At 70.9% G+C, this 26021-nt stretch carries 23 protein-coding genes; 20 read left to right on the plus strand and 3 right to left on the minus strand.

Going from position 1 to position 26021, the window contains the following annotated elements; genetic code table 11:
* Nucleotides 1-18 precede the first annotated feature (18 nt).
* The 5 genes from yajC to FVS66_RS27000 all read left to right on the plus strand — a co-directional run bounded on the left by yajC (nucleotide 19) and on the right by FVS66_RS27000 (nucleotide 6874).
* Nucleotides 19-516 carry a preprotein translocase subunit YajC gene (gene yajC, locus FVS66_RS26980; RefSeq protein ID WP_149183829.1) on the plus strand — a complete coding sequence of 166 codons (498 nt, stop codon included), beginning with the start codon at nucleotides 19-21 and terminating at the stop codon, nucleotides 514-516.
* 150 nt (nucleotides 517-666) lie between these two features.
* Entirely contained in the window at nucleotides 667-2436 is a 1770-nt protein-coding gene (gene secD / locus FVS66_RS26985) for a protein translocase subunit SecD (RefSeq protein WP_149183830.1), read from the plus strand.
* 1 nt (nucleotide 2437) lies between these two features.
* Nucleotides 2438-3595, plus strand: coding sequence for a protein translocase subunit SecF (gene secF / locus FVS66_RS26990; RefSeq protein ID WP_149183831.1), 1158 nt, complete (start codon nucleotides 2438-2440; stop codon nucleotides 3593-3595).
* Nucleotides 3592-4140 (plus strand): adenine phosphoribosyltransferase, encoded by a 549-nt coding sequence (locus FVS66_RS26995; RefSeq protein WP_149183832.1) that lies wholly within the window; start codon nucleotides 3592-3594, stop codon nucleotides 4138-4140. Before secF ends, FVS66_RS26995 begins: the two co-directional genes overlap by 4 nt.
* A gap of 223 nt (nucleotides 4141-4363) precedes the next feature.
* Nucleotides 4364-6874, plus strand: coding sequence for a bifunctional (p)ppGpp synthetase/guanosine-3',5'-bis(diphosphate) 3'-pyrophosphohydrolase (locus tag FVS66_RS27000; RefSeq protein WP_149183833.1), 2511 nt, complete (start codon nucleotides 4364-4366; stop codon nucleotides 6872-6874).
* Between the two features lie 108 nt (nucleotides 6875-6982).
* Here the strand turns inward: FVS66_RS27000 and FVS66_RS27005 are convergent, their stop codons facing one another.
* Complete coding sequence (locus FVS66_RS27005; protein ID WP_149183834.1) at nucleotides 6983-8212, minus strand: DUF349 domain-containing protein; 1230 nt, start codon at nucleotides 8210-8212, stop codon at nucleotides 6983-6985.
* Nucleotides 8213-8386: 174 nt separating this feature from the next.
* On the minus strand, nucleotides 8387-9178 hold the full coding sequence (locus FVS66_RS27010; protein WP_149183835.1) for a peptidylprolyl isomerase: 792 nt from the start codon (nucleotides 9176-9178) through the stop codon (nucleotides 8387-8389).
* Nucleotides 9179-9319: 141 nt separating this feature from the next.
* Between FVS66_RS27010 and FVS66_RS27015 the strand changes: the two genes are divergently transcribed.
* The 4 genes from FVS66_RS27015 (at nucleotide 9320) to FVS66_RS27030 (ending at nucleotide 13554) form a co-directional block, all read left to right on the plus strand.
* A complete protein-coding gene (locus FVS66_RS27015) occupies nucleotides 9320-10027 on the plus strand; it encodes an MBL fold metallo-hydrolase (protein WP_149183836.1) in 708 nt (235 codons plus the stop codon).
* 12 nt (nucleotides 10028-10039) lie between these two features.
* Entirely contained in the window at nucleotides 10040-11302 is a 1263-nt protein-coding gene (gene hisS / locus FVS66_RS27020) for a histidine--tRNA ligase (RefSeq protein ID WP_149183837.1), read from the plus strand.
* A 184-nt stretch (nucleotides 11303-11486) separates the two neighbouring features.
* A complete protein-coding gene (locus tag FVS66_RS27025; protein WP_149183838.1) occupies nucleotides 11487-12107 on the plus strand; it encodes a vitamin K epoxide reductase family protein in 621 nt (206 codons plus the stop codon).
* 76 nt (nucleotides 12108-12183) lie between these two features.
* A complete protein-coding gene (locus FVS66_RS27030; RefSeq protein WP_149183839.1) occupies nucleotides 12184-13554 on the plus strand; it encodes a replication-associated recombination protein A in 1371 nt (456 codons plus the stop codon).
* Between the two features lie 56 nt (nucleotides 13555-13610).
* On the opposite strand, the gene FVS66_RS27035 is transcribed toward FVS66_RS27030, so the two are convergent.
* Nucleotides 13611-14342 carry a DUF2470 domain-containing protein gene (locus tag FVS66_RS27035; RefSeq protein ID WP_149183840.1) on the minus strand — a complete coding sequence of 244 codons (732 nt, stop codon included), beginning with the start codon at nucleotides 14340-14342 and terminating at the stop codon, nucleotides 13611-13613.
* A gap of 191 nt (nucleotides 14343-14533) precedes the next feature.
* Here FVS66_RS27035 and rpsD point away from each other — a divergent pair, with 191 nt between their 5' ends.
* The 11 genes from rpsD to aroQ all read left to right on the plus strand — a co-directional run bounded on the left by rpsD (nucleotide 14534) and on the right by aroQ (nucleotide 25651).
* Nucleotides 14534-15148, plus strand: coding sequence for a 30S ribosomal protein S4 (gene rpsD, locus FVS66_RS27040; protein WP_149183841.1), 615 nt, complete (start codon nucleotides 14534-14536; stop codon nucleotides 15146-15148).
* Nucleotides 15149-15697: 549 nt separating this feature from the next.
* Complete coding sequence (locus tag FVS66_RS27045; protein ID WP_149183842.1) at nucleotides 15698-16138, plus strand: DUF948 domain-containing protein; 441 nt, start codon at nucleotides 15698-15700, stop codon at nucleotides 16136-16138.
* 8 nt (nucleotides 16139-16146) lie between these two features.
* A complete protein-coding gene (locus tag FVS66_RS27050; RefSeq protein ID WP_149183843.1) occupies nucleotides 16147-16494 on the plus strand; it encodes a hypothetical protein in 348 nt (115 codons plus the stop codon).
* Entirely contained in the window at nucleotides 16494-19163 is a 2670-nt protein-coding gene (gene alaS / locus FVS66_RS27055) for an alanine--tRNA ligase (protein ID WP_149183844.1), read from the plus strand. Before FVS66_RS27050 ends, alaS begins: the two co-directional genes overlap by 1 nt.
* Nucleotides 19163-19636 carry a Holliday junction resolvase RuvX gene (ruvX, locus tag FVS66_RS27060; protein ID WP_149183845.1) on the plus strand — a complete coding sequence of 158 codons (474 nt, stop codon included), beginning with the start codon at nucleotides 19163-19165 and terminating at the stop codon, nucleotides 19634-19636. The genes alaS and ruvX overlap by 1 nt, the downstream gene beginning before the upstream one ends.
* Nucleotides 19637-19736: 100 nt before the next feature.
* Nucleotides 19737-21443, plus strand: coding sequence for an endolytic transglycosylase MltG (mltG, locus tag FVS66_RS27065; protein WP_149183846.1), 1707 nt, complete (start codon nucleotides 19737-19739; stop codon nucleotides 21441-21443).
* Nucleotides 21440-22267 (plus strand): shikimate dehydrogenase, encoded by an 828-nt coding sequence (locus FVS66_RS27070; RefSeq protein WP_149183847.1) that lies wholly within the window; start codon nucleotides 21440-21442, stop codon nucleotides 22265-22267. Before mltG ends, FVS66_RS27070 begins: the two co-directional genes overlap by 4 nt.
* A gap of 135 nt (nucleotides 22268-22402) precedes the next feature.
* Nucleotides 22403-23587, plus strand: a complete 1185-nt coding sequence (gene aroC / locus FVS66_RS27075) for a chorismate synthase (protein ID WP_149183848.1) — start codon at nucleotides 22403-22405, stop codon at nucleotides 23585-23587.
* Complete coding sequence (locus tag FVS66_RS27080) at nucleotides 23584-24102, plus strand: shikimate kinase (protein ID WP_149183849.1); 519 nt, start codon at nucleotides 23584-23586, stop codon at nucleotides 24100-24102. The genes aroC and FVS66_RS27080 overlap by 4 nt, the downstream gene beginning before the upstream one ends.
* On the plus strand, nucleotides 24099-25193 hold the full coding sequence (aroB, locus tag FVS66_RS27085; RefSeq protein WP_149183850.1) for a 3-dehydroquinate synthase: 1095 nt from the start codon (nucleotides 24099-24101) through the stop codon (nucleotides 25191-25193). Before FVS66_RS27080 ends, aroB begins: the two co-directional genes overlap by 4 nt.
* Nucleotides 25190-25651 (plus strand): type II 3-dehydroquinate dehydratase, encoded by a 462-nt coding sequence (gene aroQ, locus FVS66_RS27090; RefSeq protein ID WP_149183851.1) that lies wholly within the window; start codon nucleotides 25190-25192, stop codon nucleotides 25649-25651. Before aroB ends, aroQ begins: the two co-directional genes overlap by 4 nt.
* Nucleotides 25652-26021: the final 370 nt, after the last annotated feature.

The following is a 26021-nucleotide window of genomic DNA, read 5'->3' on the forward strand; positions in this document are numbered from 1 at the left end:
GCGAAGGAATTCCGTCCCGTGGATATCGTGACCCTCCTCCCGTTCATCGTGCTCATCGGGGCCATGTTCCTGATGACCCGCTCCGCCAAGAAGAAGCAGCAGGCGGCGGCGCAGATGCGCAACCAGATGCAGCCCGGCACCGGCGTGCGGACGATCGGGGGGATGTACGCCACCGTCAAGGAGGTCGGCGACGACACGGTCCTCCTCGAAGTCGCGCCCGGCGTTCACGCCGTATACGCGAAGAACGCGATCGGCGCCGTCCTCGACGACGACGAGTACAACCGCATCGTCCACGGCGACACGGACTCGGACACCGAAGGTGACCTGAAGTCCGACGACCTGCCGGCCGTCCCGGACGACGCCTCCTCGCTGACCGAGCCCGCCGGCGCGGCCGGCGCCGACGACTCCTCGGACGCCTCGGGCGCCGCCAAGCCGGACCTCACCAAGAAGGCCGACACGGAGGACGCCGCACCGAAGAAGGACGGTAAGGGCGACGGCGAGGCCGACGCGAAGTAGCCACGGCCGGGGACCGCGCGACGCCCACCGGTGACGCGCGGTCCCCGGATCGCGTCACATCTGCATCTGCGGGGGCAGGTCCCCACACACACTTCGTGGCCGCCCCGCGCACACCCGGCGCGGGGCGGTTGGACAGGGAGAAACGACAAGGTGGCAGCACCGAAGAAGGGCCGGAGGCCCAGTGGCCCAGGCAGGCCGGGCCGTGCGCTCGCCCTCATCCTGACCGTCATGGTGGGTCTCGCGGGGGGAATGTTCCTCTTCAAGGCCACCACGCCGCGTCTGGGTATCGACCTCGCGGGTGGAACGACCATCACCCTTGAGGCGAAGGCACAGCCGGGCAAGGAGGACGCGGTCAACCCGACCAACCTGAACACCGCGGTCGCCATCATCGACCGCCGGGTCAACGGTCTGGGCGTCTCGGAGGCCGAGGTCCAGACACAGGGTGACCGCAACATCGTCGTCACCATCCCCAAGGGAACCAACGAGAAGCAGGCGCGTGAGCAGGTCGGTACGACCGCGCAGCTCTACTTCCGTCCGGTGCTGACCTGGGCCCCGAGCGCGCCGGCCGCGCCGACGCCGTCCGGCAGTCCCACGCCGTCCGCGTCCACGACGCCGTCCGCGTCCACGACGCCGTCCGCCGGCTCCTCCGCGAGCCCGTCGGCCTCCGCGACGACACAGGGCCGCGCCGTCACCGACGCCCTGAAGAAGGCGCCCACCCCGAGCGCCACCGCCGGTGCCGACGCCTCCGGCTCGCCCAACCCCACGGCGCCCACGCCCCCGGCCGACACGTCCGACCAGGACAACGCGGAGCTGCAGCAGAAGTTCGCAGCGCTCGACTGCACCCCCGGGGCCGCGAAGTCCGGCGACCAGAAGGCCGTGCCCAATCCGGCCCGTGAGGTTCCGCCGGAGCAGCCGACCGTAGCGTGCGGCACCGAGGGTGACGCCAAGTACATCCTCGGCCCGGCCGAGGTCGCCGGTACCGACGTGGACGACGCCACGGCCGCCATCGACCAGCAGCGCGGCATGTGGATCGTGCAGATGGATTTCACCTCCGCCGGCTCCAAGAAGTTCCAGCAGATCACCAGCAAGCTGTCGCAGCAGGCCCCCCCGCAGAACCAGTTCGCCATCACGCTGGACGGCCAGGTCGTCTCCGCCCCGTCGGTGCAGACCACACTGAGCGGGAGCGCGGAGATCTCCGGTAGCTTCGACAAGCAGTCCGCCACGGAACTCGCCAACATCCTGTCCTACGGTGCCCTCCCGCTCACCTTCGAGGAGGCCAACGTACTCACGATCTCGCCGACGCTCGGCGGGGAGCAGCTCAAGGCGGGCCTGATCGCGGGTGCCATCGGTCTGCTGCTCGTCGTGGTCTACCTGTTGGTGTACTACCGGGCGCTCGCCGTCGTGGCGATCGCCAGCCTCCTGGCCATGGGCGCCATGACGTACGCGATCATGAGCCTGCTGGGACCGGCCATCGGCCTGGCGCTCAGCCTGCCCGCCGTCTGCGGCGCCATCGTGGCCATCGGTATCACGGCGGACTCCTTCATCGTCTACTTCGAGAGGATCAGGGACGAGGTCCGCGAGGGGCGGTCGGTGCGTCCGGCCATCGAGCGCGCCTGGCCGCGGGCCCGGCACACCATCCTCGTCTCCGACGTCGTCTCGTTCCTCGCGGCCGTGGTGCTGTTCTTCGCCGCTGTCGGTTCGGTGCAGGGCTTCGCCTTCGTCCTCGGCCTCACCACCCTCCTCGACGTCGTGGTGGTGTTCCTGCTGACGAAGCCGCTGACCAGCCTGCTGGCCCGCCGGAAGTTCTTCTCCAGCGGCCACCCGTGGTCCGGTCTCGACCCCAAGCGGCTGGCCGGCCGGCCGCCGATCAGAGGCGGACGCCGTTCGTTCGTCAAGTCCGCCGACCCGAAGGAGGCCTGAGATGTCACGGATCGGCAGCTTCGGCGCCCGCCTCTACAGTGGCGAGACCGCCGTGGACTTCATCGGTCGCCGTAAGATCTGGTACGCGATCTCACTGCTCATGATCGCGATCTCACTCGGCGGGCTGGGCTTCAAGGGCCTGACGATGGGTGTCGAATTCCAGGGCGGCGCCGTCTTCACGACTCCTGCCGACCCGGGTCTGTCGGTGGAGGAGGCGCGCTCCACCGCGCAGTCCGCTTCCGGCAGCGACGCCCGTGTGCAGAAGCTCGGCAACGGCGCGCTCCGGATCACGGTCACCGGCCTGGACACCGAGACCTCCGGTGAGACCCGGGAGGCCCTCGCCGAGGACCTCGGCATCCCGGCCGAGAGGCTCGACGCCGAGCTCGTCGGCCCGAGCTGGGGCGAGCAGATGACCAGCAAGGCCCTCACCGGCATGGTGATCTTCCTGGTGCTGGTGAGTGTCTACCTGGCGATCGCCTTCGAGTGGCGCATGGCCGTCGCCGCTCTCGTGGCGCTCGTCCACGACCTGGTGATCACCGTCGGCGTGTACGCCATCGTCGGCTTCGAGGTCACCCCCGGCACGGTGGTCGGCCTGCTGACGATTCTCGGCTACTCGCTTTACGACACCGTGGTGGTGTTCGACAAGGTCAACGAGAAGACCAAGACCGCATCCCACCAGTCCCGTTACACCTACGGCGATCTCGCCAACCAGGGTCTCAACGCCACGCTGGTCCGCTCGGTGAACACCTCGGTCGTCGCCCTGCTGCCGGTGGCCGGACTGCTCTTCATCGGCGCCGGTCTCCTCGGCGGCGGCATGCTGAAGGACATCGCCCTGTCGCTGTTCGTCGGCCTCACCGCGGGTACCTACTCCTCGATCATGCTCGCCACCCCGGTGGTCGTCGAGCTCAAGACACGCGAGCCGGACGTCGCGGAGCACGACCGGCGCGTGCTCGCCAAGCGAGCCAGGCGGGCCGAGCGCGGACTGACCGAGGACGACCCCGAGGAGTCGGGGGACGACTCGGCGGACCCGGTCGGTCGGCTCGGTCGGTCTCGACCCGACGACGACTCGACCAGGGTCGGCGCCGGACCAGTCGTCGCCCCGCGTGGCACCCGGCCGGCGAGCCGTGTCCGCGGCCGGTCCTCGGAGAAGCGCCGATGACGACCACCGAGACCACCCGGGAGCTGCTCCTCAGCCGTATCCGGGACGTTCCCGACCACCCGAAGCCCGGCGTCATGTTCAAGGACATCACGCCGCTGCTCGCGGACCCCGTGGCGTTCGCCGCGCTCACCGGCACCTTCGCCGAGCTGAGCGCACGCCACGGGGCCACGAAGATCGTCGGACTGGAGGCGCGCGGGTTCATCCTCGCCGCCCCGGTCGCGGTCTGCGCGCAGATCGGGTTCGTGCCGGTCCGCAAGGCGGGCAAGCTGCCCGGCGCCACTCTCCGGCAGGCGTACGAGCTGGAGTACGGCACGGCGGAGATCGAGGTCCACGCCGAGGACCTGGCCCCGGGCGACCGGGTCCTGGTCATCGACGACGTCCTCGCCACCGGCGGCACCGCCGAGGCGTCGCTGGAGCTCATCCGTCGCGCCGGCGCCGAGGTGGCCGGTGTCGCCGTCCTCATGGAGCTCGGCTTCCTCGCCGGCCGAGCCCGGCTGGAGACGGCCCTGCGCGGCGCCCCGCTGGAGGCGCTGATCACCGTCTGACCACGGTCTACGAGCGGGCCTGGGAACACGGTCCGGGCACCGGCCGAGACCCCTTCGCGGGCGGCCGAAAACGTACGGGACGGGCATCCGGGAACATCGGGTGCCCGTTCCGCGTTGTCGGGTGTCCCGCCAGGAACCTCCCGGGACGAGAGGGGCGCCCGAGGTCGATACCATGGGATTTCCGGGACTCACCGGGGGACCCGGACCCGCACGAGGAGCTCCCTTGCCAGACGAGGCCCAGCCACTCTCCGCCGCGACCCCCGATCAGCGGGCCGACCAGGCCGCGGCTTCCTCCGGCACGTCGCCGACCAGGCCGAACACGCCGAGCAAGCCCGAAAGGCCCGCGGACCCCAAGCAGGCCGCGGCGGTACCACCCCGCGCCGCCCACCCGGCCCCGGTCTCGGCTCCCAAGCCCGCACCGCCCTCCACGGCCCGCGCCGGCGGCTCCTCCAACCGGGTACGCGCCCGCCTCGCCCGCCTCGGCGTGCAGCGCTCGTCGCCGTACAACCCGGTCCTGGAGCCGTTGCTGCGGATAGTGCGGAGCAACGACCCGAAGATCGAAACGGCGACTCTCCGCCAGATCGAGAACGCCTACCAGGTCGCCGAGCGCTGGCACCGCGGCCAGAAGCGCAAGAGCGGCGACCCGTACATCACACACCCGCTCGCCGTCACCACCATCCTCGCCGAGCTCGGCATGGACCCGGCGACGCTCATGGCGGGCCTCCTCCACGACACCGTCGAGGACACCGAGTACGGCCTGGAGGACCTCCGCCGCGACTTCGGCGACCAGGTCGCCCTCCTCGTCGACGGCGTCACCAAGCTCGACAAGGTCAAGTTCGGCGAGGCGGCCCAGGCGGAGACCGTCCGCAAGATGGTCGTCGCCATGGCCAAGGACCCCCGGGTCCTGGTCATCAAGCTCGCAGACCGCCTGCACAACATGCGCACCATGCGCTACCTCAGGCGGGAGAAGCAGGAGCAGAAGGCCCGCGAGACCCTCGAGATCTACGCGCCGCTCGCCCACCGCCTGGGCATGAACACCATCAAGTGGGAGCTGGAGGACCTCGCCTTCGCGATCCTCTACCCCAAGATGTACGACGAGATCGTCCGCCTCGTCGCCGAGCGCGCCCCCAAACGCGACGAGTACCTCGCCATAGTGACCGACGAGGTCCAGTCCGACCTGCGCGGCGCCCGTATCAAGGCCACCGTCACCGGCCGCCCCAAGCACTACTACAGCGTCTACCAGAAGATGATCGTCCGCGGCCGTGACTTCGCGGAGATCTACGACCTGGTGGGTATCCGCGTCCTCGTCGACACGGTCCGCGACTGCTACGCCGCCCTCGGCACCGTCCACGCGCGATGGAACCCGGTCCCCGGCCGGTTCAAGGACTACATCGCGATGCCCAAGTTCAACATGTACCAGTCGCTCCACACGACGGTCATCGGCCCCAACGGCAAGCCCGTCGAGCTGCAGATCCGCACGTTCGACATGCACCGCCGCGCCGAGTACGGCATCGCCGCGCACTGGAAGTACAAGCAGGACGCCGTCGCCGGCGCCTCCAAGGTGCGCACCGACGTGCCGAAGAAGTCCGGCAAGGACGACCACGTCAACGACATGGCGTGGCTGCGCCAGCTGCTGGACTGGCAGAAGGAGACCGAGGACCCCGGCGAGTTCCTGGAGTCACTCCGCTTCGATCTGTCACGCAACGAGGTCTTCGTCTTCACCCCGAAGGGCGACGTCATAGCGCTCCCGGCGGGCGCCACCCCGGTCGACTTCGCATACGCCGTCCACACCGAGGTCGGCCACCGCACCATAGGAGCGCGGGTCAACGGGCGGCTCGTCCCGCTGGAGTCGACCCTCGACAACGGCGACCTCGTGGAGGTCTTCACCTCCAAGGCCGCCGGCGCCGGCCCGTCCCGCGACTGGCTCGGCTTCGTCAAGTCGCCGCGCGCCCGCAACAAGATCCGCGCCTGGTTCTCCAAGGAGCGCCGCGACGAGGCGATCGAGCACGGCAAGGACGCCATCGCCCGCGCCATGCGCAAGCAGAACCTGCCGATCCAGCGCATCCTCACGGGCGACTCCCTGGTCACCCTCGCGCACGAGATGCGCTACCCCGACATCTCGTCGCTGTACGCGGCGATCGGCGAGGGCCATGTCGCCGCCCAGGGCGTCGTGCAGAAGCTCGTACAGGCCCTCGGGGGCGAGGAGGCCGCCACCGAGGACATCGCCGAGACCGCGCCGCCCTCCCGGGGCCGCGCCAAGCGCCGCGCCAAGGCCGACCCGGGTGTCGTCGTCAAGGGCGTCGAGGACGTGTGGATCAAGCTCGCCCGCTGCTGCACGCCCGTGCCCGGCGACCCGATCATCGGCTTCGTCACCCGCGGCAGCGGCGTATCGGTTCACCGCGCGGACTGCGTCAACGTCGACTCGCTGTCGCAGCAGCCCGAGCGGATCCTCGACGTCGAGTGGGCCCCCACCCAGTCGTCGGTCTTCCTGGTCGCCATCCAGGTCGAGGCGCTGGACCGCTCCCGGCTCCTGTCGGACGTCACCCGCGTCCTGTCCGACCAGCATGTGAACATCCTGTCCGCGGCCGTCCAGACGTCCCGCGACCGGGTCGCCACCTCCCGGTTCACCTTCGAGATGGGCGACCCCAAGCATCTGGGGCATGTCCTGAAGGCCGTCCGCGGTGTGGAGGGCGTGTACGACGTGTACCGCGTGACCTCGGCCCGCAGGCCGTAAGGCCGGACCCGGACGTCGCGCACGACCTACGCGGACGACACACGGACGCGCGAAAGGGCCGGTACGGACATCCGTACCGGCCCTTTCGCGCGTCTGGTGGCTATTCCGTCAGCCGCCGAACTCCTCCAGGCCCTTGAGAGCCTGGTCCAGCAGCGCCTGGCGGCCTTCCAGCTCACGCGTGAGCTTGTCCGCCTTGGCGTCGTTGCCCGCGGCGCGCGCCGTGTCGATCTGCTTGCGCAGCTTGTCGACGGCGTCCTGGAGCTGGCCCGTCAGACCTGCGGCACGCGCGCGTGCCTCCGGGTTCGTGCGGCGCCACTCGGCCTCCTCGGCCTCCTGGAGCGCCCGCTCCACGGCGTGCATCCGGCCCTCGACCTTCGGCCGGGCGTCCCGCGGCACATGGCCGACGGCCTCCCACCGCTCGTTGATGGCCCGGAAGGCCGCCCGGGCCGCCTTCAGGTCCGTCACCGGCACCAGCTTCTCGGCCTCCGCGGCGAGTTCCTCCTTCAGCTTGAGGTTCTCGGCCTGCTCGGCGTCCCGCTCGGCGAACACCGCGCCGCGCGCCGCGAAGAACACGTCCTGCGCACCGCGGAAACGGTTCCACAGATCGTCCTCGTGCTCACGCTGCGCCCGGCCCGCGGCCTTCCACTCCGCCATCAGCTCGCGGTACCGCGCGGCCGTCGCACCCCAGTCGGTGGAGTTCGACAGCGACTCCGCCTCCGCGACCAGCCGCTCCTTGGTCCGACGGGCTTCTTCGCGCTGCGCGTCGAGCGCCGCGAAGTGCGCCTTGCGCCGCTTGGAGAACGCCGAGCGGGCGTGCGAGAAGCGGTGCCACAGCTCGTCGTCCGACTTCCGGTCGAGCCGCGGCAGACCCTTCCACGTGTCCACGAGGGAGCGCAGCCGCTCGCCGGCCGCCCGCCACTGCTCGCTCTGCGCGAGCTCCTCGGCCTCCGCGACCAGCGCCTCCTTGGCACGCCGCGTCTCGTCGGTCTGCTTCGCCTTCTGGGCCTTGCGCTCCTCGCGACGCGACTCCACCGTCTCGACCAGCTTGTCGAGCCGCTTGGCAAGCGCGTCGAGGTCCCCGACCGCGTGGTGCTCGTCGACCTGCTGCCGCAGGTGGGCGATCGCGGTCATCGCGTCCTTCGCGGACAGGTCGGTGGTCTTCACCCGCCGCTCGAGGAGGCCGATCTCGACAACCAAGCCCTCGTACTTGCGTTCGAAATAGGCCAGGGCCTCCTCGGGAGAACCGGCCTGCCACGATCCGACGACCTTCTCGCCATCGGCAGTACGCACGTACACGGTGCCCGTCTCGTCGACGCGGCCCCACGGGTCGCTGCTCACAGCGCCTCCTCCACATGATGCCGATGGGGGGTCCTCCCCCTGGGCATCGTCCACAGTTTCCCGGACGGGCCTCGCCCGCCCTTCACGGCGCGCATCCAGTCCGCGCCGCACAACGCCAATCTAGGCGAACCGCCACCCGGCTGTCCGCACTCAGCGCGACCGAAATTCAGTGGGTCACTCCTTGCTGACCGTGGCCTTTTCGACGGTGACGGCCTTCTTGGGCGCGCCGTCCCCGGCACCGCCCTCGACACCGGCCTTGGCGATCTCCTGTACGGCCTTGAGACCGGCCGCGTCCATCGTGCCGAACGGCGTGTACTGCGGGGGCAGCTTCGTGTCCTTGTACACCAGGAAGAACTGGCTGCCGCCGCTGTCCGGCTGGCCGGTGTTGGCCATGGCCACGGTCCCCGCCGGGTACGTCACCTTGCCGTCCGGGCCCGCCTTGCCCAACGAGGGCAGGTTCTCGTCCGGGATGGTGTAGCCGGGGCCGCCCGTGCCGTCGCCCTGCGGGTCGCCGCACTGGAGGACGAAGATGCCCTCGGTCGTCAGGCGGTGGCACTTGGTCCCGTCGAAGAACTTCTTGTCGGCGAGGTGCTTGAAGGAGTTCACGGTGCGCGGCGTCTTCGCGGCCTCCATGGAGATCCGGATGTCGCCCCGGTCCGTCTTGAGGGCCAGCGTGTACGCCGCCTTGGCGTCGATCGCCGGCGACGGCTCGGGGGACTGCTCCGGCTCGCTCGCCGTGGGGCTCGCGGCCCCGTCGGCGGCGCTGTCGACGCTGTCGTCCCTGTCGCTGCCCGTCAGCTGGACCGAGGCGTACACGGCGCCGCCCGCCGCGAGCACCACGGCGAGCGCGGCGGCCACGACCGAGTTGCGGCGCCTGGACCTTCTTCGCGCCTCCTCACGGCGCCGCTGCTGCCGCTCGAACTTCTCACGGGCGAGCTGCCGCCGCCGCTGATCGCTGCTGACCACCGGATCTTCTCCTTGTCGGTCGTACATTCCTGTCCGGGCCTCGTGTGCCCCGTACCGTATACGGGTTGGCTGTGGAATGAGCAGCGCCGGTAGGCTCTGATCTGCTGTATTCCTCCACCGGACGACAATCTGAGGACGATCGTGCTTATTGCCGGGTTCCCCGCCGGGGCCTGGGGGACCAACTGTTATCTGGTCGCCCCCGCCGCAGGCGAGGAGTGCGTGATCATCGACCCGGGCCATCAGGCCGCCCAGGGAGTCGAGGAGACGCTCAAGAAGCATCGGCTCAAGCCTGTGGCGGTCGTCCTCACCCATGGCCACATCGACCATGTGGCGTCCGTCGTCCCGGTCTGCGGAGCCCACGACGTACCCGCGTGGATCCACCCGGCCGACCGGTACATGATGAGCGACCCGGAGAAGGCCCTCGGCCGCTCCATCGGAATGCCGCTCATGGGGCAGCTGACCGTGGGGGAGCCGGACGACGTCCAGGAGCTCACCGACGGCGCGCGGCTGCGGCTGGCCGGTCTGGAGTTCTCGGTCGCGCACGCGCCCGGCCATACCAAGGGGTCGGTGACCTTCAGGATGCCCGAGGCCGCGGACGTACCGTCCGTGTTCTTCTCGGGCGACCTCCTCTTCGCCGGCTCCATCGGACGCACCGACCTGCCCGGCGGTGACATGGACGAGATGCTCGCGTCGCTGGGCCGTGTGTGCCTGCCGCTCGACGACTCGACCGTGGTGCTGTCCGGCCACGGCCCCCAGACGACCATCGGCCGCGAGCGCGCCACCAACCCGTATCTGCGGGAGGTGGCCGCCGGCCTCGGGAGCTCCGCGGCTCCCCGACGAGGAATGTGACGAGAGAGTTCCGTGAGTACTTTCCAGGCCCCCAAGGGCACGTACGACCTGCTGCCGCCCGATTCCGCGACGTATCTCGCGGTCCGCGAGGCGATCGCGACGCCGCTGAAGAACTCCGGCTACGGCTACATCGAGACGCCCGGATTCGAGAACGTCGAGCTCTTCGCGCGCGGGGTCGGTGAGTCGACCGACATCGTGACCAAGGAGATGTACGCCTTCGAGACCAAGGGGGGCGACAGGCTGGCCCTGCGCCCCGAAGGCACCGCGTCCGTCCTGCGCGCCGCGCTGGAGGCCAACCTGCACAAGACGGGCAACCTCCCGGTCAAGCTCTGGTACTCCGGCTCGTACTACCGCTACGAGCGCCCGCAGAAGGGCCGCTACCGCCACTTCTCGCAGGTCGGCGCCGAGGCGATCGGTACCGAGGACCCGGCGCTCGACGCCGAGCTGATCATCCTGGCCGACCAGGCGTACCGCTCACTGGGCCTGAGTGACTTCCGCATCCTGCTGAACTCGCTCGGCGACAAGGAGTGCCGCCCGGTCTACCGCGACGCCCTCCAGGGCTTCCTGCGCGGCCTCGATCTGGACGAGGACACCCGCCGCCGCATCGACATCAACCCGCTGCGCGTCCTCGACGACAAGCGCGCCGAGGTGCAGAAGCAGCTGGTGGGCGCACCGATGCTGCGCGACTACCTGTGCGACGCGTGCAAGGCGTACCACGAGGAGGTGCGCGAGCTGCTGGCGGCGGCGGGCGTGGCCTTCCAGGACGACGAGAAGCTGGTGCGCGGCCTCGACTACTACACGCGCACGACGTTCGAGTTCGTCCACGACGGGCTCGGCGCGCAGTCCGCGGTGGGCGGCGGCGGCCGCTACGACGGCCTGTCCGAGATGATCGGCGGCCCCGCCCTGCCGTCCGTGGGCTGGGCGCTCGGCGTCGACCGCACGGTCCTGGCGCTGGAGGCCGAGGGCATCACCCTCGACATCCCGGCGAGCACCAGCGTGTACGCCGTCCCGCTGGGCGACGAGGCGCGACGCGTGCTGTTCGGCGTCGTCACCGAACTGCGCCGGGAGGGCGTCGCCACGGACTTCTGCTACGGCGGCAAGGGCCTGAAAGGCGCCATGAAGAACGCCAACCGCAGCGGCGCCCGGTACGCGCTCGTCGCGGGCGAGCGCGACCTCGCCGACGGCGTGGTGCAGCTCAAGGACATGGAGTCCGGCGAGCAGGAGCCGGTCACCCTGGACGAGGTCGTGGCCACGCTTCAGGCCAAGCTGGCCTGAAAGATCCGCACGTGAGGAAGGCGGGGCGCCGGAGCAGGCGGCCCCGCCTTCGTCATGTCCCCTCTCATGTCCCCCTTCTGTCTCTCCTTATGTCCATCGGACGGCGGACAGTGCCCCTCGTCCGGCACAATGACCAATGCCTCAGCACCCACCTCACCCACCACCTACTGACGGAACGGCTGGTATGACGACGAAAGCAGCGGTTGACGACGTCTCCTCGGACTCGCGCGCCATCGGTGCGAGCCGGGCGTTCGCCTGGATGCTGGTCGTCACCGGTGCGGCCGGGCTGCTCGCCGCGTGGGTGATCACGCTCGATAAGTTCAAGCTCCTCGAGGACCCCACCTTCACGCCCGGCTGCAGCCTCAACCCGGTGGTGTCCTGCGGCAGCATCATGCAGAGCGATCAGGCGTCGGTCTTCGGCTTCCCCAACCCGATGCTCGGCCTGGTCGCCTACGGCATGGTGATCGCGATCGGCGCCGGCCTGCTGGCAGGGGCGCGCCACCGCCGCTGGTACTGGCTGGGCCTCAACGCCGGGACGCTGTTCGGGGTCGGGTTCTGCACCTGGCTGATGCAGCAGTCCCTGTACGAGATCAACGCCCTGTGCCTGTGGTGCTGCCTCGCGTGGGTCGCGACGATCGTCATGTTCTGGTACGTGACCTCGCACAACATCCGTCAGGGCGTCCTGCCCGCCCCGGCGGGCGTGCGCCGTTTCCTGGCCGAGTTCACCTGGGTGCTGCCCGTCGTGCACATCGGGATCATCGGGATGCTGATCCTGACCCGCTGGTGGGACTTCTGGACCAGCTGACCGGCCCGGTCCGGGTCCGCCTCGGTTCGGTCCCGGCCCCGCCGGAGTGTCAGTGGGCTGACATAGGCTTCACGACGTGGAGCCCGACCTCTTTACCGCCGCAGCCGAAGACCGCCAGGAGAAGGACCCGTCCAGCAGCCCCCTGGCGGTCCGGATGCGCCCGCGCACCCTGGACGAGGTCGTCGGCCAGCAGCATCTGCTGAAGCCGGGATCGCCGCTGCGCCGTCTCGTTGGCGAGGGGGACGGCGGCCCGGCGGGTGCCTCGTCCGTGATCCTCTGGGGGCCGCCCGGCATCGGGAAGACGACCCTGGCGTATGTGGTCTCCAAGGCGACCAACAAGCGGTTCGTGGAGCTCTCCGCGATCACGGCCGGGGTCAAGGAGGTCCGGTCGGTCATCGACGGCGCGCGGCGCGCGGCGGGCGGCTTCGGCAAGGAGACCGTCCTGTTCCTGGACGAGATCCACCGGTTCAGCAAGGCCCAGCAGGACTCGCTGCTGCCGGCCGTCGAGAACCGCTGGGTCACCCTGATCGCGGCGACGACGGAGAACCCGTACTTCTCGGTGATCTCCCCGCTGCTCTCCCGCTCCCTGCTGCTCACGCTGGAGCCGCTCACCGACGACGACCTGCGCGGGCTGCTGAAGCGGGCGCTGACCGAGGAGCGCGGACTGGCCGGCGCGGTCACGCTCCCCGAGGACGCCGAGGCGCATCTGCTGCGTATCGCGGGTGGCGACGCGCGGCGCGCGCTGACGGCGCTGGAGGCGGCTGCCGGTGCTGCCATCGCCCAGGGGGAACCGGAGATCACGCTCGCGACGCTCGAGGCGACGGTGGACCGCGCGGCGGTGAAGTACGACCGGGACGGCGATCAGCACTACGACGTGGCGAGTGCCCTCATCAAGTCGATCCGCGGCTCGGACGTGGACGCGGCGCTGCACTATCTGGCCCGGATGATCGAGGCCGGGGAGGACCCGCGGTTCATCGCCCGCCGGCTGATGATCTCGGCGAGCGAGGACATCGGGCTCGCGGACCCCACCGCGCTGCCGACGGCGGTGGCGGCGGCGCAGGCGGTGGCGATGATCGGCTTCCCCGAGGCGGCACTGACGCTCGGCCACGCCACCATCGCGCTGGCGCTGGCCCCGAAGTCCAACGCGGCGACGGTGGCGATCCAGGCGGCGCAGGCCGACGTACGGGCCGGTCTGGCCGGGCCGGTGCCGGCGCATCTGCGGGACGGGCACTACAAGGGTGCGGCCAAGCTGGGGCACGCGCAGGGCTATGTGTACCCGCACGACGTGCCGGGCGGGATCGCCGCCCAGCAGTACGCCCCGGACGCCGTCGACGGACGGCGCTACTACCGGCCGACGCGCTACGGGGCGGAGGCGCGGTACGCGGACGTGGTGGAGAAGGTGCGCGAGCGGCTGCGCGGCGACGGGACGGCCTCGTCGCCGACCTAGCCTTCGCCGCCCCGGTCCTTCGCCGGCCTGCTCGTCGCCGACCGGTCCTCGCCGTTTCAGTCCGGGTGCCGGTCGTGGAATGCGCCGCTCTCCTCCGCCGCCGCCTCGAAGAGGGCGTGCATGGCGCGGCGCAGCCCGTGGACGTCGCGCACGGGCTCCGGGAAGTCGAACCGCGCGTCGAACATACGGCGCTCGGAGTCCCGGCAGCGCACCCGGAGCCCGAACCGGTCCAGGGCCAGCGGCACGACCTGCCGTACGGCCGATTCCCCGGTCCCGGCCCGCTCGCCCAGCAGGGCGGCGAGCGTCAGCAGCCGGCTGTCGTGGGCGGCGGCCAGGTGCTGGAGCAGCTCCGTCTCGTACCGGCGCAGCGGGTCCGGCGCCGCGCGGGTGAACTCCTCGGGGGTGACCGTGCCGGTGCCCCACAGGTCGTCGAGGTACAGCTCGCCGACCTCCAGGCGCAGCATCATGTGGCCGGGCTCGGCGAGGCCGGGCACCCGGGTGAGCCAGCCGGACACCCGGGCGCGGCCGCGGATACGGTTCGGGACGGCGACCGGGGCCACGTCGGTGAGCTCCAGGACGGCGGGCAGCTCGTCGTCCTGGGCGTGGGTCGCGGCCCGTACGGCGGGGGAGCCGGCCGGGTGGAGGAGCAGGATCTCGCCGTCGGGGCCGACCGCCCGGGCGTCGGGGGTCAGCAGGTCCGGGCCGGCCGTGGCCGCCCCCGGGATCAGCAGCTCCGCGGAGCATGTACCCTGTACGAGAGTTCGTGTGCGCTCGGCTGCTGACGGCATCCGGGCGAATTCAAGCCCGCTGGGACGCGGCTGACCATGAGCTGATCGGACCTCCGTCACATCGATGCCCTGCTGAGAGGCATCGGTCTCTGTGCTGCTGTCTGTGATGCGCGTGGTGTTCCCAGGGCGAGACATGCGATCTCCTTGAGTAAGGTGAGCCTAACCTAACCTATTTCGGAGGTCTGGAGAACGTGCCTAACCAGTCGCGTCCCAAGGTCAAGAAGTCTCGTGCGCTCGGCATCGCCCTGACGCCGAAGGCCGTCAAGTACTTCGAGGCCCGCCCGTACCCCCCGGGTGAGCACGGCCGTGGCCGCAAGCAGAACTCGGACTACAAGGTCCGTCTGCTCGAGAAGCAGCGTCTGCGCGCCCAGTACGACATCAGCGAGCGCCAGATGGCCCGCGCCTACGACCGCGCCCGGAAGGCCGAGGGCAAGACGGGTGAGGCGCTGGTCGTCGAGCTCGAGCGCCGCCTCGACGCCCTGGTCCTGCGTTCGGGCATCGCCCGTACCATCTACCAGGCCCGCCAGATGGTCGTCCACGGCCACATCGAGGTCAACGGCCAGAAGGTCGACAAGCCGTCCTTCCGTGTCCGCCCCGACGACGTCGTGATGGTCCGCGAGCGCAGCCGCAGCAAGACGCTGTTCCAGGTCGCCCGCGAGGGTGGCTTCGCCCCCGAGGGTGAGACCCCGCGCTACCTGCAGGTCAACCTGAAGGCCCTGGCCTTCCGCCTCGACCGCGACCCGAACCGCAAGGAGATCCCGGTCATCTGCGACGAGCAGCTGGTCGTCGAGTACTACGCCCGCTGACCCGGGCGCGGTACACACAGCACCGCAGCGGTTTCGGCCCGCCGCTTCCCCACCCCTACCGGTGGGGGAGCGGCGGGCTTCCGCATGTCCGGTACCTGCGTACGCCCACCCTGCGGCCGGTCCGCCGGCGCCCCGACCGCCCACCGCTCCCGGCCCGCCGGTGCACGCGCCGCCGCCGCGTCGAGCGACCCGGCGCGATCAGGTGCTCGAACCCGTCGACGACCAGCGGCAGTTCCCGGTCGGCGAGATGTGCAGCGTTTCTGCGCCGTCCGCGCGGCCCTCACCGAGCCGGAACTCCGCCAGTGGTCCGTCCAGTTCAGCGCGTTCCGTGTCGCGCCCGACGAACCGGTCAGCTCGGCCGGGAGATTGCTCCGCCGCATAGGACACGGAGCGCACCCATGTCGATGCGCTCCGTACAATCGGACCGGCTCGCGCCCGTTCGGCGGCCGCTAATCCGGTTCGGGGAGCCACCACGGGCGCGATAGGCTCGGAGAACGACTTTCAGTTACTGAAAATCAACGGGCTTCGACGAGCAGAGAGCGGTGCGCAGTGACCGGTGGAGAGGTTGCCGGGATCCTGGTGGCCGTCTTCTGGGCGATCCTGGTGTCCTTCCTGGCCGTGGTGCTGGTGAGGCTTGCCCAGACGCTCAGGGCGACCACCCGGCTCGTGGCGGACGTGACCGAGCAGGCGGTTCCCCTGCTGTCCGACGCCTCCGCGACCGTGCGCTCCGCGCAGACCCAGCTCGACCGGGTCGACGCGATCGCCTCCGACGTCCAGGAGGTCACCTCCAACGCGTCAGCGCTCTCCACGACCGTCGCCTCCACCTTCGGCGGACCCCTCGTCAAGGTCGCGGCGTTCGGCTACGGCGTACGCCGGGCCCTGAGCCGCGACAGCGGCGACCGCCCCGCCGAGCGGCAGCAGTCGCGGCGCACCGTCATCGTCGGCCGTACGGTGCCCAAGGCGCGCGGCGGCCGGAACCGGAAAGGCTGACGCGACACATGTTCCGCCGGGCATTCTGGTTCACCGCCGGCGCCGCAGCCGGTGTGTGGGCCACTACCAAGGTCAACCGCAAGCTCAAGCAGCTCACCCCCGAGAGCCTCGCGGCTCAGGCCGCCGACAAGGCGGTCGAGGCCGGCCACAAGCTCAAGGACCTCGCGCTCGACGTCCGCGCGGGAATGCTGCAGCGCGAGGCGGAGCTGGAAGAGGCACTGGGCCTGGACGCACCGGTCGACCGGGCCTTGCCCGCCCCCCGCCGCCCGGGTGTGCTCGCCCCCGGCGACGGCACCGCGCCCCATCGAGACCACCCGTACCCCAACCACCCGTACAACCGGAATGAGGACCACTGATGGAGTCGGCTGAAATCCGCCGCCGCTGGCTGAGCTTCTTCGAGGAGCGCGGGCACACCGTCGTGCCTTCGGCGTCGCTCATCGCGGACGATCCGACTCTGCTGCTCGTCCCCGCGGGCATGGTCCCCTTCAAGCCGTACTTCCTCGGCGAGGTCAAGCCGCCGTTCTCGCGCGCTGCCAGCGTCCAGAAGTGCGTGCGTACGCCGGACATCGAAGAGGTCGGCAAGACCACCCGGCACGGCACGTTCTTCCAGATGTGCGGCAACTTCTCGTTCGGCGACTACTTCAAGGAAGGCGCCATCAAGCTCGCCTGGGAGCTGCTGACCTCCTCGGTCGAGCACGGCGGGTACGGCCTGGACCCCGAGAAGCTCTGGATCACCGTCTACCAGGAGGACGACGAGGCCGAGCAGATCTGGCGCGACGTCGTGGGCGTCCCCGCCGAGCGCATCCAGCGCCTCGGCAAGAAGGACAACTACTGGTCCATGGGCGTCCCCGGCCCCTGCGGCCCCTGCTCCGAGATCAACTACGACCGCGGCCCCGAGTTCGGCGTCGAGGGCGGCCCGGCCGTCAACGACGAGCGGTACGTGGAGATCTGGAACCTGGTCTTCATGCAGTACGAGCGCGGCCAGGGCACCGGCAAGGAGGACTTCGAGATCCTCGGTGACCTGCCGTCCAAGAACATCGACACGGGCCTCGGTATGGAGCGCCTGGCGATGATTCTCCAGGGCGTACGGAACATGTACGAGACCGACACCCTGAAGGTCGTCATCGACAAGGCCACCGAGCTCACCGGTGTCGCCTACGGCAAGGCCCACGACAGCGACGTCTCCCTGCGTGTGGTCGCCGACCACATGCGGACGTCCGTCATGCTCATCGGCGACGGCGTCACCCCCGGCAATGAGGGCCGCGGCTACGTCCTGCGCCGCATCATGCGCCGCGCCATCCGCAACATGCGCATGCTCGGCGCCACCGGCCCCGTCGTCGGCGAGCTGGTCGACACGGTCATCCGCACCATGGGCGAGCAGTACCCGGAGCTGGAGACCGACCGCAAGCGCATCGAGACGGTCGCCCTCGCGGAGGAGACCCGCTTCCTCAAGACCCTCAACGCCGGTACGAACGTCCTCGACAGCGCCGTCACCGAGGCCAGGCAGGCCGGCTCCGGCGTCCTCTCCGGCGACAAGGCGTTCCTGCTCCACGACACCTGGGGCTTCCCCATCGACCTCACCCTCGAGATGGCCGCCGAGCAGGGCCTCTCCGTGGACGAGGACGGCTTCCGCCGCCTGATGAAGGAACAGCGGGAGCGCGCCAAGGCCGACGCCAAGGCCAAGAAGACCGGCCACGCCGACGTCACTGCCTACCGCGAGATCGCCGACACCTCCGGCGCCACCGAGTTCACCGGCTACACCAACACCGAGGGCGAGACCACGGTCGTCGGCCTCCTTGTCAACGGCGTCCCGTCACCGGCCGCCTCCGAGGGCGACGACGTCGAGGTCGTCCTCGACCGCACGCCGTTCTACGCCGAGGGCGGCGGCCAGCTCGCCGACCAGGGCCGCATCAAGCTGCACAGCGGTGCCGTCATCCAGATCCGCGACGTACAGCAGCCGGTCCCCGGCGTGTCCGTGCACAAGGGCTCCGTCCAGGTCGGCGAGGTCACCCTGGGTGCCACCGCCTACGCCACCATCGACGTACGGCGCCGCCGCGCCATCGCCCGCGCCCACAGCGCCACGCACCTCACGCACCAGGCGCTGCGCGACGCTCTGGGCCCGACGGCCGCCCAGGCCGGCTCCGAGAACTCCCCGGGCCGGTTCCGCTTCGACTTCGGCTCCCCGGCCGCCGTCCCCGGCGCGGTGCTCACCGACGTCGAGCAGAAGATCAACGAGATCCTCGCCCGCGAGCTCGACGTGCACGCCGAGGTCATGCCGATCGACGAGGCCAAGCGGCAGGGCGCCATCGCCGAGTTCGGCGAGAAGTACGGCGAGAAGGTCCGCGTCGTCACCATCGGCGACTTCTCCAAGGAGCTGTGCGGTGGTACGCATGTCCACAACACCGCCCAGCTCGGCCTGGTGAAGCTGCTCGGCGAGTCCTCCATCGGTTCCGGTGTGCGCCGTATCGAGGCCCTCGTCGGCGTCGACGCCTACAACTTCCTCGCCAGGGAGCACACGGTCGTCGCCCAGCTCCAGGAGCTGGTCAAGGGCCGCTCGGAGGAGCTCCCGGAGAAGATCTCCGCCATGCTCGGCAAGCTGAAGGACGCCGAGAAGGAGATCGAGAAGTTCCGCGCCGAGAAGGTCCTCCAGGCCGCCGCCGGGCTCGCCGAGGGTGCCAAGGACGTCCACGGCGTCGCCCTCGTCACCGGCCGGGTCCCGGACGGCACCGGCGCCGACGACCTGCGCAGGCTGGTCCTCGACGTGCGCGGACGCATCCCTGGCGACCGCCCGGCCGTCGTCGCCCTGTTCACCACGGCCAACGGCCGCCCGCTGACCGTGATCGCCACCAACGAGGCCGCCCGCGAGCGCGGTCTCAAGGCCGGTGAGCTGGTCCGTACCGCCGCCAAGACCCTCGGCGGCGGCGGTGGCGGCAAGCCGGACGTCGCCCAGGGCGGCGGCCAGAACCCGGACGCCATCGGCGCGGCCGTCGACGCCGTCGAGCGCCTGGTCGCCGAGACCGCCTGATGAGCACGGTACGACGCGGACGCCGACTGGCGGTCGACGTCGGGGACGCCCGGATCGGGGTCGCCTCGTGCGACCCCGACGGGGTCCTCGCCACGCCGGTGGAGACCGTGCCGGGACGTGACATCCCGGCCGCCCACCGGCGACTCCGGCAACTCGTCGAGGAGTACGAACCGATCGAGGTCGTCGTCGGCCTCCCTCGCTCCCTCAGCGGAGGCGAGGGCCCGGCGGCGGCCAAGGTCCGCGCCTTCGCCCAGGAGCTTGCCAAGGGGGTCGCCCCCGTGCCCGTACGGCTGGTCGACGAACGAATGACCACGGTCTCCGCGGCGCATGGGCTGCGCGCCTCGGGGGTGAAGTCCAAGAAGGGCAGGTCCGTCATCGATCAGGCGGCCGCTGTGATTATCCTTCAGAACGCTCTTGAGTCCGAACGGGTATCAGGTAATCCGCCCGGCGAGGGCGTCGAAGTGGTCATCTGATCGCGATACGGTAACGTTCCGCGCCATGCGGTGGGTTCGAACAGCCACCGCACAACGTAGAGGCGGACGTCCCGGAAGCCTCGCGGCTGTTTGGGGATCGATGACTGAGTACGGCCGGAGTCCAGGCTCCCAGCCCTGGCACCCCGAGGACCCGTTGTACGGGGACCAGGGATGGGGTGGCCAGCAGCCGGGAGACCCCTACTACCAGCAGCAGCCGCAGTACGGGGCGGGCCAGCAGGACCCGTACCGGCAGAGTTACGGAGACCAGCAGCAGTACGGCACGGGCGGCCAGGAGTACGGCTCCGGGGCCCCCGGCCAGCAGTACGGCGGCGGCTGGGACACGGGCACCGGCCAGCATGCCGCCATGCCGTACGGGACGCCGCCCCCGCCCGCCGACCCCTACGGCACCGGCCAGGGCTCCGACCTGTACAGCACCCCCGAGGCGTACCCGCCGCCGCAGCCCCCGGGCCAGCGCCCCGCGGAGCCGCACGACCGGGCACAGGCCCAGGCGCAGCCACAGCAGGGCCGGCCCGACCCGGGCGCGGCGGACTGGCAGGCGGAGGCCGACGACGACCACCACGCCTTCTTCGACGGCCCCGGCGACGACGGGCGCCCCGACGACGACCCGGCCGACGACGGGTACGACGACGGGTACGACGACGAGCCGGCCGACACCCGCCGCGGCGCGCGCGACCGGCGCGGCCGGACCAAGAAGCGCAAGAGCCGCAACGGCGTGGCCTGCCTGTTCGTGGCCGTGGTCCTCGCGGGCGGCCTGGGCGGCGTCGGCTACTACGGCTACCAGTTCTGGCAGGACCGGTTCGGTCCCGCACCCGACTTCACCGGCTCCGGCACCGGCGAGGGTGTCACCGTCGAGATCCCCAAGAACGCGTTCGGCAGCGAGATCGGCAGCATCCTGCTCAAGGCGGGCGTCGTGAAGAGCGCCGACGCGTTCATCGCGGCCCAGGAGCGGAACCCCAAGGGCCAGACCATCCAGCCCGGCTTCTACACCCTCCAGAAGGGCATGTCCGGCGACGCCGCTGTCGAGGCCATGCTCAGCCCCAAGAGCCGCAACGTCCTCATCATCCCCGAGGGCAAGCGCAACTCCTGGGTGTACGAGCAGATCGACAAGCGCCTGGAGCTCGCCCCCGGCACCACCAAGAAGGTCGCCAAGGACCAGGCCAAGAACTTCGGCCTGCCCGACTGGGCGACCGGCCACGCCAACGTCAAGGACCCGCTGGAGGGCTTCCTCTTCCCGGCCGACTACCCGGTCGCGAAGGGCAACAAGCCCGAGGAGGTCCTGAAGAGGATGGTCGACCGCGCCAACGCCGAGTACGGCAAACTCGACTTGGACGCGAAGGCCAAGTCCCTCGGCCTGAAGGGCCCGTGGGAGCTGGTCACGGTCGCGAGCCTGGTGCAGGTCGAGGGCAAGTACAAGCACGACTTCGACAAGGTCGCCCGCGTCGTCTACAACCGCCTGAAGCCGGACAACGTCGAGACGGTCGGCCGGCTGGAGTTCGACTCCACGGTCAACTACCTCAAGGGCGAGAGCACGCTGGACGTCGGCACCGTCGCCGATCTGCGGAAGATAAAGGACCCGTACAACACGTACGACATCAAGGGGCTCACGCCGGGGCCGATCAGCAACCCCGGCACGGACGCCCTGGCGTCCGCGATGGACCCGACGCCGGGCCCCTGGTACTACTTTGTCTCGATCAACGAGGACAAGACGGTGTTCTCGGTCACCAACGAAGAGCACAACAAGAACGTGGCCGAGTACGAGAAGGAACGGGCACGGTCAGGGCAATGAAGATGGCCAAGCGCGCCGCCGTCCTGGGTTCTCCCATCGCGCACTCGCTCTCCCCGGTGCTGCACCGGGCCGCGTACGCCGAGCTGGGCCTCACCGACTGGACGTACGACCGGTTCGAGATCGACGAGGACGGGCTGCCCGCGTTCTTCGGCACGCTCGACGCGTCATGGGCGGGGCTGTCCCTCACCATGCCGCTCAAGCGGGCCGTCATCCCGCTGCTCGACGAGATCAGCGAGACCGCCCGCTCGGTGGAGGCCGTCAACACGGTCGTACTCACCGACGACGGCCGCCGTGTCGGCGACAACACCGACATTCCCGGCATGATCGCCGCCCTGCGAGAGCGGGGCGTGGAGAAGGTGGAGACCGCCGCGATCCTCGGCGCGGGCGCCACGGCGTCCTCGGCGCTCGCCGCGCTGGCCCGTGTCTGCTCCGGCCCGGTGACCGCGTACGTACGCAGCGAGGCCCGCGCCGACGAGATGCGCGGCTGGGGCGAGCACCTGGGCGTGGAGGTGCGCACGGCCGACTGGGCCGACGCGGTCCAGGCCTTCGACGCGCCGCTGGTCGTCGCCACGACCCCCGCGGGCTCCACGGACGCCCTGGCCCCCTGCGTCCCCGAGCGGCCCGGCACCCTCTTCGACGTGCTGTACGACCCGTGGCCCACCCCGCTCGCGGCCGCCTGGTCGGAGAGCGGCGGCGCCGTCGTGGGCGGTCTCGACCTCCTCGTCCACCAGGCGGTCCTCCAGGTCGAGCAGATGACCGGCCGCTCACCCGCCCCGCTCGCCGCGATGCGCGCGGCCGGCGAACAGGCCCTCGCGGCCCGCTGACGGCTCCCCCGGCGTCCGCTTGCTGGACCGGGGCCGGGTACGTGGCCCGGACATGGGAGGATTTGAACAGGCGGGCGAGGCCGCGTAGCCGGTCGCGCCAGTCCGCAGAACCAGGCCCGATGAGAAGGAGCACCGTTGAGCAGGTTGCGCTGGCTTACGGCGGGGGAGTCGCACGGTCCCGCGCTGGTGGCGACGCTGGAGGGTCTTCCGGCTGGTGTGCCGGTCACCACGGAGATGGTGGCGGATCATCTGGCGCGGCGCCGCCTGGGTTACGGGCGGGGTGCCCGGATGAAGTTCGAGCGGGACGAGGTGACGTTCCTCGGCGGTGTCCGGCACGGGCTCACCCTCGGCTCCCCGGTGGCCGTCATGGTGGGCAACTCCGAGTGGCCGAAGTGGGAGAAGGTCATGGCCGCCGACCCGGTCGACCCGGCCGAACTCGGCGAGCTGGCGCGCAACGCGCCGCTGACACGGCCCCGGCCCGGCCACGCCGACCTGGCCGGCATGCAGAAGTACGGTTTCGACGAGGCCCGGCCGATCCTGGAGCGGGCCTCCGCCCGCGAGACCGCCGCACGCGTCGCGCTGGGCACGGTCGCCCGTTCGTACCTGAAGGAGACGGCAGGCATCGAGATCGTCTCCCATGTCGTGGAGCTGGCCTCCGCCAAGGCCCCGTACGGGGTGTACCCGACACCCGCCGATGTGGAGAAGCTGGACGCCGACCCGGTCCGTTGCCTGGACGCCGACGCGTCGAAGGCGATGGTCGCGGAGATCGACCAGGCTCACAAGGACGGCGACACCCTGGGCGGTGTGGTGGAGGTGCTCGCGTACGGCGTGCCCGTCGGCCTCGGCTCGCACGTGCACTGGGACCGGCGGCTCGACGCCCGGCTCGCGGCCGCCCTCATGGGCATCCAGGCCATCAAGGGCGTCGAAGTCGGCGACGGCTTCGAGCTGGCCCGGGTGCCCGGCTCCAAGGCGCACGACGAGATCCTCCCCACCGAGGAGGGCATCCGGCGTTCCTCCGGCCGCTCCGGCGGCACCGAGGGTGGTCTCACCACCGGTGAGCTGCTGAGGGTCCGGGCGGCGATGAAGCCCATCGCGACGGTGCCGCGCGCCCTGAGGACGATCGACGTGACGACCGGGGAGGCGGCCGCCGCGCACCACCAGCGGTCCGACGTGTGCGCCGTGCCGGCGGCCGGGATCGTCGCGGAGGCGATGGTCGCGCTGGTGCTCGCGGACGCGGTCGCGGAGAAGTTCGGCGGCGACAGCGTGCCCGAGACCCGCCGCAACGTCCGCTCGTACCTCGACAACCTGCACATCCGGTGAGCAGCGGCCCGCTGATCGTCCTCGTCGGGCCGATGGGCTCCGGCAAGTCCACGGTGGGCGCGCTGCTCGCCGAGCGGCTCGGCGTGGCCTACCGGGACACGGACGCCGACATCGTCGCCGCCCAGGGCCGGGAGATCTCCGACATCTTCGTGGACGAGGGTGAGGAGTTCTTCCGGGAGCTGGAGCGCGAGGCCGTGCGCATCGCGCTCGCCGAGCACCCCGGCGTCCTCGCCCTCGGCGGCGGCGCGATCCTCGACGCCGGGACGCGTGCCCGGCTGGCCGGGCGGCCCGTCGTCTATCTCTCGATGAACGTCGAGGAAGCCGTCCGCCGTGTCGGCCTGGGCGCCGCCCGGCCGCTGCTCGCCGTCAACCCGCGCCGCCAGTGGCGGGAGCTGATGGAGGCGCGCCGCCCCCTGTACACCGAAGTCTCCCGGGTCGTCGTCCCCACCGACGACAGGACCCCCGAAGAGGTCGCCGACGCGATCTTGGACGCCTTGGAGTTGAAGGACGCATGACGGACCAGTCGGTCACCCGTATCCACGTCGGCGGCAGCGCCGGCTCGGAGCCGTACGACGTGCTGGTCGGCCGGCAGCTGCTCGGTGAGCTCGCCGGGCTGGTCGGGGACAGGGCCAGGCGTGTCGCCGTGATCCACCCCGAGGCACTCGCCGAGACCGGTGAGGCCCTGCGCGACGATCTCGCCTCGCAGGGGTACGAGGCCGTCGCCATCCAGGTGCCGAACGCCGAGGAGGCCAAGACCGCCGAGGTCGCCGCGTACTGCTGGAAGGCCCTCGGCCAGACCGGCTTCACCCGCACCGACGTGATCGTCGGCGTGGGCGGCGGCGCCACCACCGACCTCGCCGGGTTCGTCGCGGCGACCTGGCTGCGCGGAGTGCGCTGGATCGCCGTACCGACGACCGTCCTCGCCATGGTCGACGCGGCCGTCGGCGGCAAGACCGGCATCAACACCGCCGAGGGCAAGAACCTCGTCGGCGCCTTCCACCCGCCCGCCGGCGTCCTCTGCGACCTGGCCGCGCTGGACTCGCTGCCCGTCAACGACTACGTCAGTGGCCTCGCCGAGGTCATCAAGGCCGGTTTCATCGCCGACCCGGTGATCCTCGACCTCGTCGAGGCCGACCCGCAGGGTGCCCGTACGCCCGCCGGGCCGCACACGGCCGAGCTGATCGTACGGTCGATCAAGGTCAAGGCGGACGTCGTGTCGTCGGACCTCAAGGAGTCCGGACTCCGCGAGATCCTCAACTACGGCCACACCCTCGCGCACGCCATCGAGAAGAACGAGCGGTACAAGTGGCGGCACGGCGCCGCCGTGTCCGTCGGCATGGTGTTCGCCGCCGAGCTGGGCCGGCTCGCCGGGCGGCTCGACGACGCGACCGCCGACCGGCACCGTACGGTCCTGGAGGCGGTCGGGCTGCCGCTGACGTACCGCGGCGACCAGTGGCCGAAGCTGCTGGAGACCATGAAGGTCGACAAGAAGTCCCGTGGCGACCTGCTCCGCTTCATCGTCCTCGACGGCCTCGCCAAGCCGGCCGTCCTCGAGGGCCCGGACCCGGCGGTGCTGCTGGCGGCGTACGGGGAGGTGTCGGCGTGAGGGACCGGACGCGTAAGGACGTCCGCAAGGTCTACGTCCTCAACGGCCCGAACCTCGGCCGGCTCGGCTCCCGCGAGCCCGACGTGTACGGCGCCACCTCCTACGCCGGGCTGGTGGAGACCTGCCGGACCCTCGGCAGAGAACTCGGCTTCGACGTCGACGTGCGGGAGACGAACGACGAGGGCGAGCTGATCCGGTGGCTGCACGACGCGGCCGACCGTTCGATTCCGGTCGTTCTGAACCCGGGCGCGTTCACGCACTACTCGTACGCGATGCGGGACGCCGCCGCCCAGCGGACCGCGCCGCTGATCGAGGTCCATATCTCGAACCCGTACACGCGCGAGGAGTTCCGGCACACGTCGGTCGTCGCGGCGGTCGCCACGGGGACGGTCGCGGGCTTCGGGATCGGCTCGTACCGGCTCGCTCTGCGGGCGCTGGCAGACGAGTTGACGGACTGACGGGCGCGGAACCCTCCCGGGGCGTTCAGCGTCTGACAGCCCGGGAGGGTACGGTTCGATAACGGCCGTATCCGAACGGCCGCCCGATCAGCGTCAGTCGTACGAGACGGAGTGGCACCGGATGCAGGACGCAGTGGGGGCACCGCTGCCGCCGCCCCACCAGCCGGGGCACGCGGTGGCCGGCCGGCCCCAGCACGCACACCCCCCGGGCCCGCCGCCACCCCCACCCCGGCCCCCGCAGGGCCCGGCACCCCGGCCCCGCGCGCCGCAGGGACCGCCGCCTCCGCCTCCTCCGCCGGCCCCGGCTCAGCACCCTCCGGCCCCGCAGGGCCAGGCGCCGCAGGGCCAGGCGCCGCAGGGCCAGGCGCCG

Origin of the sequence: Streptomyces sp. TRM49041 (assembly GCF_008271805.1) — a bacterium.
GTDB lineage: Bacteria > Actinomycetota > Actinomycetes > Streptomycetales > Streptomycetaceae > Streptomyces.